Below are 9,470 nucleotides of genomic sequence, written 5' to 3'. Positions count from 1 at the left end.
GGCGCTCGCTCCCCAAGACGACGGTCCCGAGGAGGAACGCTGAATGGCCATCAGGGTCGTCCACACGAAGGCTGAATTGCGGGCGGAGATCGCGCGCCTGCTCGCTGAGCACGGGGGGCGACGGGGGAGCGGGGTTTCACTGGGTTTGGTGCCCACGATGGGTGCCCTCCACAGCGGCCACCGAATGCTCGCGGAGGCCGCAGTCGCGGAGAACGGCGTCGTCGTCGCGAGCATCTTCGTCAACCCGCTCCAATTCGGCGACCCGAAGGACCTCGAACGGTACCCGCGCACGCTCGAGGCGGACGCGGCGCTCCTCGAGTCGGTCGGCGTCGACCTCGCCTTCGCCCCCGCCGTGGAGGAGATGTACCCGGGTGGGGATCCGCTCGTGCGTGTGACGGCGGGGCCGCTCGCGGACAAGTGGGAGGGGGCGTCGCGTCCGGGGCATTTCGACGGCGTGCTCACGGTCGTCGCGAAGCTCTTCCACCTCGCCCTCCCGGCGCCGGTCGCTAGCCGGCCCGCCGCGTTCCGAGCGTACTTCGGGCAGAAGGACGCGCAGCAGCTCGCGATCGTGCGCCGCATGGTCAAGGACCTGGATTTCCCGGTCGACGTGGTCGGCGTCCCGATCGTCCGCGCCGAGGACGGCCTGGCCCTTTCGAGCCGCAACCAATTCCTCAGCCCCGAGCAGCGCGAGGCGGCCCTCGTGCTCTCGCGGGCGCTGCGCCTCGTGGACGAACGCGCCACAGCGCACGAACCGCTCGAGCCGGACGACGCCGTCGCCCTCATCGCCTCGCAGCCGGGCGTTGAGCTCGACTACTTCGACGTCGTGGATCCGGACACGCTCGAGCCCCTCGCGTTCGCCTGCCGCGAGACGCCTTTCACGGGGGAGGCCCTCGCGATCGTGGCCGCGAAGGTCGGGGACGTCCGGCTCATCGACAACATGCCGCTGAAGGCCCGCTGACCCCGCCCGTCTCGGGTACGGCTACTTGTCGTACCTGAGACACTCAGCTCGAGAAGAACTCGGTCAGCCTATCGATGAGGGCCTTGGCCGGGCGCTCGGGGGCGTCGTGCGCGAGCCGCGGGAGGACGTCGAAGTCTGAGGCGGGCAGGACGTCGTCGAGCTTGTCCTTCGCCTCGGAGAAGTATTCGGGGCTCGCCCCGCCCACAAGGACGAGAGTCTCGAGGGGGAGCTGCTCGAACGGCTTGGCCTTCGAATCGGCCGCGACGACCGCACGAATCTCGCGCGGACCCGTGGGCAGGAGGCGCGTGAGCGTCTTTCCGGGCTGCGTGCGGCTCCCGATCCGGTTGAGCACCGTGAGGATGGGAAGCGGAAGCTTGGAGATGGGTCCCGCTGCCTGAAGCCCACGGAGCAGCACGGCGAGGGCCTTCTCCTCGTCGTGGTGGCGGAGCGCGGCCTCGTAGTCGTCAAGCCAGTCGGCGTTGTAGCTTCCGTTGAACGAGATGATGGGGTCGTAGACGGCGAGCTGCGTGATGTCGAGCGTGCGGCCCGCGTTGAGCGCGATGCAGCCCCCATAGTTATGCCCGAACACCGCCTGCGAACCGGTGTGCGCGAGGACGGCGCCGAGGTCCGCGATCTCGACGCCGAGCGAATAGTTCTCGGGCTGCGGCGAGGAGGCGCCACGCCCGCGCCGGTTGTACACGTGCACCGGGGACCCCAGCGACTCCGCAAGGCGCAGCGCGAGCTCGCGGTACAGGTCCGCGGTCACCATCGAGCCGTGGACGACGACGACGCCCCCCTCCGCCTGCTTGTCCCCGCCCGAGGCAGTGAGCAGCTCGAGGACCGCGCCGTCCCGCGTCGCGACAGTCGAGGCGTGGATCTGGGTAGCTGCCATGGAATGAGCCTAGCCCACGCAGCCTGCCTTAGAATTGAAGACTGTGACTGCACAGAATACCGCCACCGGAGGGAACGAGCCGGCCGACGCGAGCGAACAGATGCATGTTCGCCTTGAGAAGCGCGGCAAGTTGATCGCGCGCGGCGAGGAGCCCTATCCGGTCAAGCTCGAGCGCAGTCACTCCCTCGCGGAGGTCCGCGAGAAGCACCCCGATCTCGAGCCGGACACCGCGACGGGCGACTTTGTCGGCGTCGTCGGTCGCGTCGTCTTTGTCCGCAACACCGGCAAGCTGTGTTTCGCGACCCTCCAGGAGGGCGACGGCACCCGGCTCCAGGCCATGTTGAGCCTCGCCAACGTCGGCGAGGAACGCCTCGCCGACTGGAAGGCGCTCGTGGATCTCGGTGACCACGTGTTCATCCATGGCGAGGTCATCTCGTCGAAGCGCGGCGAGCTATCCGTCATGGCCGATGAGTGGAAAATGGCCTCCAAGGCGCTGCGCCCGCTGCCCACGCTTCACGCTGAGCTCAGCGAAGAAACGCGGGTTCGCCAGCGCTATGTGGATCTACTCGTGCGCGAAGAGGCGCGTGACATGGTCTACACGCGCGCAAAGGTCACCAAGTCCGTACGCGACACCCTCGATTCGCACGGATACGTCGAGGTCGAGACGCCCATGCTCAACCTCATTCATGGCGGCGCGACCGCCCGCCCGTTTGAGACGCATGTCAATGCCTTCGATCAGAGGATGACGCTCCGCATTGCCACCGAGCTCTACCTCAAGCGAGCGGTTGTGGGCGGAATCGAGCGGGTTTACGAGATCGGCCGGGTTTTCCGTAACGAAGGCGTCGATTCGACTCACAGCCCGGAATTTACAACTCTCGAATGCTATGAAGCGTATGCTGACCAATTCACCATGGCGGAGCGCATGAAGGAGATCATCCTCAACGCCGCGGACGTTGTGGGGACCCGGAAGATTGATACGCCCGAGGGCATGATCGACCTTGACGGCGAATGGCGTTGGCTTGGCGTCTATCCGGGCCTTTCCGAGGCTGTGGGCGAAGAGGTCACGCCTGACACTCCGCTCGAACGGCTCTTGGAGATTGGCGATCGGCACGGTGTCAAGACCGATCCCCTGTGGACCACCGAGAAGGCTGTGATCGAGCTCTTCGGCGACATTGTCGAACCGACCCTCCTGAATCCGACTTTTGTTTACGACTACCCGCCCTCGGCGCAGCCGCTCGCGCGTCCGCACCGTGAGGATCCGCGCCTTATCGAGGCATGGGACCTCATTATCGGCGGGATGGAGCGCGGCACCGCCTTCTCCGAGCTCATCGACCCCGTGATCCAGCGCGAGCGCCTCAGCGAGCAGTCCAGGCTTGCAGCCGAAGGCGACGACGAGGCGATGCAGCTCGACGAGGACTTCCTCCGCGCACTCGAATACGGCGCCCCTCCCATGGGCGGCATCGGCCTCGGAATCGACCGGCTCGTGATGCTCTTCACGCAGGCGGGCATTCGCGAGACTATCCTCTTCCCTCTGCTCAAGCCCGAGGCAAACTAACATGGATTACCTAGCCGTCCTGCTTCCCCCGATCGTCGTTGGACTCATTTTCTGGTTCGCCATCCGGGCGATATTCAACGCGGACAAGTCGGAGCGCGAGGCCTTGGCCCAAGCCGAAAGGGAAGCGCAGCAGAGGGACGAGGGAAAAAGTTCCCCAACAGCCGGGTGATTCGTTTTGACGACGGTGCCGGTACGGAAGCATAATGGCAGTGCAATAACCGCTCGCTGATAACCGGATAGCCGAATTGCCGGCCAGCTTGCTGTGTGCAGTGCTTGAGTGACAGCCCGTATCCCCCCAGCACCGACAGAGAGAGTAACCCATGGCGCAGAAAGTCAAGATCATCCTCGTTGACGACTTGGACGGCGGCTCGGCTGACGAGACCGTTCGTTTTGGCCTCGACGGGTCCAGCTACGAGGTTGACCTCTCCCACACGAACGCCGCCAAACTGCGCGAGGCTCTCCAGGAATACGTTTCGGTGGCCCGCAAGTCCTCGGTTCGCGGTGCGCAGGCGCCCCGCCGGGCCGCTGGCACGGGCGGCTCGCGCAATTCGGAATCCGCCAAGATCCGCCAGTGGGCCCGCGACAACGGTTACAGCGTGAATAGCCGCGGCCGAATCCAGGCGGAGATCCAAGAGGCCTACCACAAGGCGAACGGCTGACCTAGCCCTCACCGATCACGCGAAGAAACCCGGCGCAACAATGTGCAGGGTTTCTTCGCATTTGTGATGCGATTTTGCGAATTCTCCAGTGATTGTGCAAAAGGCCGGGATCCCCGTCTGGGCATCTGCGTAGCTACCGGCGGGTTCACCCTGTGGCGAACAGCAGTGTGCGGCGGGGCCCCTGCACGTAGCATCGATGTACGCGCCAGTGCTGTCTTTGGCAGCCTGCACCCAATCAGCAAGACCGGGGAGTTCGAGCGATGTTCGAGAGATTTACAGACCGCGCCCGCCGCGTGGTCGTGCTGGCCCAAGAAGAGGCCCGCATGCTCAACCACAACTACATCGGCACCGAGCACATCCTCCTGGGCCTCATCCACGAGGGGGAGGGAGTTGCCGCGAAGGCGCTCGAGTCCCTCGGAATCTCCTTGGACGGTGTGCGCGAACAGGTGCAGGAGATCATCGGGCAGGGGCAGCAAGCCCCGTCCGGCCACATTCCGTTCACGCCGCGTGCCAAGAAGGTGCTCGAGCTGTCCCTCCGCGAGGCGCTTCAGCTCGGCCACAACTACATCGGAACGGAGCACATCCTTCTGGGCCTCATCCGTGAGGGCGAGGGTGTCGCGGCCCAGGTGCTCGTGAAGCTTGGCGCCGACCTCAACCGCGTGCGGCAGCAGGTCATCCAGCTGCTGTCCGGCTACCAGGGCAAGGAGACGGCGTCCGCCGGGACCGGTCCCGGCCAGCCCGAGGGCAGCCCCGCCGGTTCCGTGGTACTCGACCAGTTCGGTCGCAACCTCACGCAGGCCGCCCGCGAGAACAAGCTGGATCCCGTGATCGGCCGCGAGCACGAGATGGAACGCGTCATGCAGGTCCTCTCGCGCCGCACCAAGAACAACCCCGTGCTCATCGGGGAGCCCGGCGTCGGCAAGACGGCCGTCGTCGAGGGCCTCGCCCAGGCGATCGTGCGGGGCGACGTCCCGGAGACGATCAAGGACAAGCAGCTCTACACGCTTGACCTCGGCTCCCTCGTGGCTGGCTCGCGCTACCGCGGCGATTTCGAAGAGCGCCTCAAGAAGGTCCTCAAGGAGATCCGCACGCGCGGCGACATCATCCTGTTCATCGACGAGATCCATACGCTCGTCGGGGCGGGTGCCGCCGAGGGCGCGATCGACGCGGCGAGCATCCTCAAGCCGATGCTGGCGCGCGGCGAGCTCCAGACCATCGGTGCGACCACGCTTGACGAGTACCGCAAGCACATCGAGAAGGACGCCGCGCTCGAGCGCCGCTTCCAGCCGATCCAGGTCTCCGAGCCGTCGGTCGCGCTGACCATCGAGATCCTCAAGGGCCTCCGTGACCGCTACGAGGCGCACCACCGCGTCACGATCACGGACGGCGCGCTCGCCGCGGCGGCGAACCTCTCCGAGCGCTACGTGAGCGACCGCTTCCTTCCGGACAAGGCGATCGACCTCATCGACGAGGCGGGCGCGCGCCTGCGCATCCGTCGGATGACGGCGCCGCCGGAGCTCAAGGCCCTCGACGAGCGCATCGCGGGGCTCAAGCTCGAGAAGGAGTCCGCGATCGACGCTCAGGACTTCGAGGGTGCCGCATCGCTCCGCGACAAGGAGCAGCGGCTCATCTCGGAGCGCGCCGAGCGCGAGCGGGCCTGGAAGTCCGGGGACATGGACGGCGTGGCCGAGGTGGACGAGGAGCTCGTGGCCGAGGTGCTTGCGAACTCGACGGGCATCCCGGTGTTCAAGCTCACGGAGGAGGAGTCCTCGCGGCTCCTGCACATGGAGGACGAGCTGCACAAGCGCGTCGTCGGCCAGGACGACGCGATCAAGGCGCTCTCGCGCTCGATCCGCCGCACCCGTGCGGGCCTCAAGGACCCGAAGCGTCCCGGTGGGTCGTTCATCTTCGCTGGCCCCACGGGCGTCGGCAAGACCGAGCTCGCCAAGGCCCTCGCCGAGTTCCTCTTCGGCGAAGAGGACGCCCTCATCACGCTCGACATGTCCGAGTTCTCCGAGAAGCACACGGTCTCGCGGCTCTTCGGTGCCCCTCCGGGTTACGTCGGTTACGAGGAAGGCGGCCAGCTCACCGAGAAGGTGCGCCGCCGGCCGTTCTCCGTGGTCTTGTTCGACGAGGTAGAGAAGGCCCACGCGGACCTCTTCAACTCCCTCTTGCAGATCCTCGAGGACGGGCGCCTCACGGACAGCCAGGGCCGGGTCGTGGACTTCAAGAACACGATCATCATCATGACGACCAACCTGGGCACCCGGGACATCTCGAAGGGCGTCATGACCGGCTTCCAGTCCGGCACCGACACGAAGACGAGCTACGAGCGGATGAAGAACCGCGTGACGGAGGAGCTCAAGCAGCACTTCCGCCCCGAGTTCCTCAACCGTGTCGATGACGTGGTCGTGTTCCCGCAGCTCACGCAGGAAGAGATCATCGAGATCGTCGACCTGTTCGTCGAGCGGCTCGAGAAGCGGCTCAAGGACAAGGACATGGGCATCGAGCTGACCCAGAAGGCGAAGGTCCTACTCGCGACGCGCGGATACGACCCCACCATGGGCGCCCGCCCGCTGCGCCGCGTCATCCAGAGCGAGATCGAGGACCAGCTCTCCGAGCGGATCCTGTTCGGCGATCTCTCCTCGGGCGACATCGTGCTGGTGGACGTCGACGGCGAGGGGGACACCGCGAAGTTCACGTTCACGGGAACCCCGCGCCCGCGCGTCCCCGAGGTGGTCGCCGCCGCGAAGGGCGGCAGCCACAAGGAACTCGGCGCCTAAATAACGGACGACGGCGGCCCCTCACCTCGCGCGGGTGAGGGGCCGCCGTCGTTGGTGTACCCGAGACTAGTCGTGGGCTGGCCGGACCCTAGCCCCTCGGATGCCGCCTCACGTCGATGGCGAGCGCCGCGGTGAACGCTGCCGCAAGCCCCACGGCAAGCAGCGGCGCGAACAGCGGCGAGCCGCCGAGCCCGGCGAGCACGAGCCCCGCCCCGACGGCCAGAACAGCCACGACTGATGCGGCGATCTTCCAGTCGTCCCCGATGATGAAGTCGTACCAGAACCGCAGGAAGGCCTTGACGAATCTCACGGTCTAGGCCTCCCCTCCGTGGCCGCGCCCGCACCGACCGCGGTGGGCGGCGCTGGCCGAACCTTCAGAACCCTGATGAGCACTGCGCAGACCAGGAGCCACCCGGCCAGGATCGGCAGCAGGGCGAGGTCCGAGCCGAGCCATTCGAGTCCACCGTGGGAGGGCGTGAGGCTCCCGAGCCCCTCGATCGACCAGAACGTGCCGAACGTCGCGAGGAGCAACCCCACGCAGAACTTGAGCGTGTTCTCGGGGACCCTCGTGAGCGGAGCGTGGACCGCGAGGGCGGCCACCAGCACCACGACGAACGCGGCCGCGGCGCCGAGGATCGCGACCGGCATGTTCCCGGCGTTGAGCCCAAATGTCATGACAATGAACACGACCTCGACGCCTTCGAGGAAGACGCCCTTGAAGCTGACCACGAAGGAGAACCAGTCGAGGCCGAATCGGATCTCGCTGCCGGCCGCCGCGGCGGCCTTCGTCTCCTTCTCGTAGACGAGCGCCTCGTCGTGGAGCGCCTTGCGCCCCGACGAACGCAGGATCGCCTTGCGGAGCCACTGCAGGCCGAAGATCAGGAGCAGGATCCCGACTACAAGCTGGAGGCTCGCGCGCGGCAGCCACGTGGCGAGGGCGTAGCCGGTCGCCGCCGTGAACGCGGAGAGGGCCACGATCGCCGCGACAACGCCGGTCAGCGCGGATTTCCAGCCCCGCGTCACGCCCATGGCCAGCACGATCGTGAGCGCCTCGACCATCTCCACGAGCGCCGCTATGAAGACCGAAACGGCAAGGCCCCACACGGCCGCCGAACTCATGGCTACCACCCCTTCTGGCCTGAACGGCCGTCGCCGATGCGGGAAGGCGCGTTCGCAGACAGAGTAACCTCCGCTCGCCCCGCCAGCACCACGCCCTGGGTCGGCCGCGATGCGCCTACCCAAGCCACACCCCGCCCGGTAGGCTCCACACCGGGCGGACTCGAGGCTTCCCCCACGCGCGGGGCGCGCGGCGACCGTTCAGCTGAACCGATCGAAGGAGCGGCGTGAAGAAGCTCATCAATGATCCGAGGGCGGTGGTCGAGGAGTCCCTTGAGGGCTTCGGGCTTGCCCACGGGGAACTCGTCGACGTGCACCGCGACCCGCTGTACGTGACGCGCGCGGGCGGGGCGGTGCCGGGCAAGGTGGGCCTGGTCTCGGGAGGCGGGAGCGGGCACGAGCCGCTGCACGCGGGGTACGTGGGGCGTGGCATGCTTGATGCCGCCGTCCCCGGCCCCGTCTTCACCTCTCCCGCGCCGGACCAGATCATCCCGGCGAGCCGAGCCGCGGACGGGGGCGCCGGCGTCGTCCTCATCGTCAAGAACTACACGGGTGACGTGCTCAACTTCGAAACGGCGGCCGAGCTGTGCGAGGCCGAGGGCATCGAGGTGCGGACGGTCCTCGTCAACGACGACGTGGCGGTCGAGGACTCGCTCTATACCGCAGGCCGGCGAGGCGTCGCCGGGACCGTGCTCGTCGAGAAGATCGCGGGCGCGGCCGCCGAGCGGGGAGACGCGCTCGATGCGGTCGCGGCGATCGCCGAGAGGGTCGTGGCCAACGTGCGGTCCATGGGCCTAGCGCTGCGCCCGTGCATCGTTCCGCACGCCGGGCGCCCGAGCTTCGAGCTCGGCGAGGACGAGATCGAGATCGGCATCGGCATCCACGGCGAGCCCGGGCGCCGCCGCGTGGGCCTCGAGCCGGCGGACGCGCTCGCCGGCCATCTCCTCGAGCCGATCCTCGGCGACCTGGGCCTCGAGACGGGGGAGAGGGTGCTCCTGTTCGTCAACGGCATGGGCGGCACGCCGCTGTCCGAGCTGTACATAGTGTTCCGGCGCGCGGCCCAGCTGCTCGCCGAGCGCGGCGTGACGGTCGAGCGGAGCCTCGTGGGAAACTACACCACGGCGCTGGAGATGCAAGGCTGTTCCGTGACGCTGCTGCGGCTCGACAACGAGCTCACGGCACTGTGGGACGCGCCGGTCAACACGCCGGCTCTGCGATGGGGAGAGTGAGATGACGGATCTGGATGCAGCCTGGGCCGACCGCTGGCTCCGCGAATGCGCGCGGGTGATGGCGGCGCACCGCGACGAGCTCATCGACCTCGACCGGGCGATCGGCGACGGCGACCACGGCGAGAACATGGATCGCGGCTTCCGGGCGGTCGTCGAGAAGCTTGACGAGGGCCCGAGCGACTCCGTCGCCGCGGCGCTCAAGGTGGCCGCGATGCTGCTCATGAGCAAGGTGGGTGGCGCGGCCGGCCCGCTCTACGGCACGGCGTTCCTCCGGGCGT

The 9,470-nt window shown here is 67.4% G+C and carries 9 protein-coding genes; 6 read left to right on the top strand and 3 right to left on the bottom strand.

Features of this window, described 5'->3' with window-relative positions:
- The first annotated feature begins 43 nt into the window (after positions 1-43).
- Positions 44-958 carry a pantoate--beta-alanine ligase gene (gene panC, locus ACLN58_RS13025; RefSeq protein ID WP_415855690.1) on the top strand — a complete coding sequence of 305 codons (915 nt, stop codon included), beginning with the start codon at positions 44-46 and terminating at the stop codon, positions 956-958.
- 43 nt (positions 959-1,001) lie between these two features.
- Here the strand turns inward: panC and ACLN58_RS13020 are convergent, their stop codons facing one another.
- A complete protein-coding gene (locus ACLN58_RS13020) occupies positions 1,002-1,850 on the bottom strand; it encodes an alpha/beta hydrolase (RefSeq protein ID WP_415855689.1) in 849 nt (282 codons plus the stop codon).
- 43 nt (positions 1,851-1,893) lie between these two features.
- Between ACLN58_RS13020 and lysS the strand changes: the two genes are divergently transcribed.
- The 3 genes from lysS to ACLN58_RS13005 all read left to right on the top strand — a co-directional run bounded on the left by lysS (position 1,894) and on the right by ACLN58_RS13005 (position 6,847).
- Entirely contained in the window at positions 1,894-3,405 is a 1,512-nt protein-coding gene (gene lysS / locus ACLN58_RS13015) for a lysine--tRNA ligase (protein ID WP_415855688.1), read from the top strand.
- Between the two features lie 320 nt (positions 3,406-3,725).
- Positions 3,726-4,064, top strand: a complete 339-nt coding sequence (locus tag ACLN58_RS13010) for a histone-like nucleoid-structuring protein Lsr2 (protein ID WP_415855687.1) — start codon at positions 3,726-3,728, stop codon at positions 4,062-4,064.
- Between the two features lie 260 nt (positions 4,065-4,324).
- Complete coding sequence (locus ACLN58_RS13005; protein ID WP_415855686.1) at positions 4,325-6,847, top strand: ATP-dependent Clp protease ATP-binding subunit; 2,523 nt, start codon at positions 4,325-4,327, stop codon at positions 6,845-6,847.
- Between the two features lie 88 nt (positions 6,848-6,935).
- On the opposite strand, the gene ACLN58_RS13000 is transcribed toward ACLN58_RS13005, so the two are convergent.
- Positions 6,936-7,157 (bottom strand): hypothetical protein, encoded by a 222-nt coding sequence (locus ACLN58_RS13000; RefSeq protein ID WP_415855685.1) that lies wholly within the window; start codon positions 7,155-7,157, stop codon positions 6,936-6,938.
- The gene (locus tag ACLN58_RS12995) at positions 7,154-7,966 is read right to left on the bottom strand and encodes a COG4280 domain-containing protein (protein WP_415855684.1); all 813 of its coding nucleotides are present in this window, start codon (positions 7,964-7,966) and stop codon (positions 7,154-7,156) included. Before ACLN58_RS12995 ends, ACLN58_RS13000 begins: the two co-directional genes overlap by 4 nt.
- 224 nt (positions 7,967-8,190) lie before the next feature.
- On the opposite strand from ACLN58_RS12995, the gene dhaK reads away from it, so the two are divergent.
- Positions 8,191-9,192 carry a dihydroxyacetone kinase subunit DhaK gene (gene dhaK, locus ACLN58_RS12990; RefSeq protein ID WP_415855683.1) on the top strand — a complete coding sequence of 334 codons (1,002 nt, stop codon included), beginning with the start codon at positions 8,191-8,193 and terminating at the stop codon, positions 9,190-9,192.
- A gap of 1 nt (position 9,193) precedes the next feature.
- A partial coding sequence (locus tag ACLN58_RS12985; RefSeq protein WP_415855682.1) for a DAK2 domain-containing protein occupies positions 9,194-9,470 on the top strand: 277 nt, incomplete at its 3' end.

Origin of the sequence: Sinomonas sp. G460-2 (assembly GCF_047759905.1) — a bacterium.
Classification (GTDB): Bacteria; Actinomycetota; Actinomycetes; order Actinomycetales; family Micrococcaceae; genus Sinomonas.
This window is presented reverse-complemented; position numbering and strand designations above follow the sequence as displayed.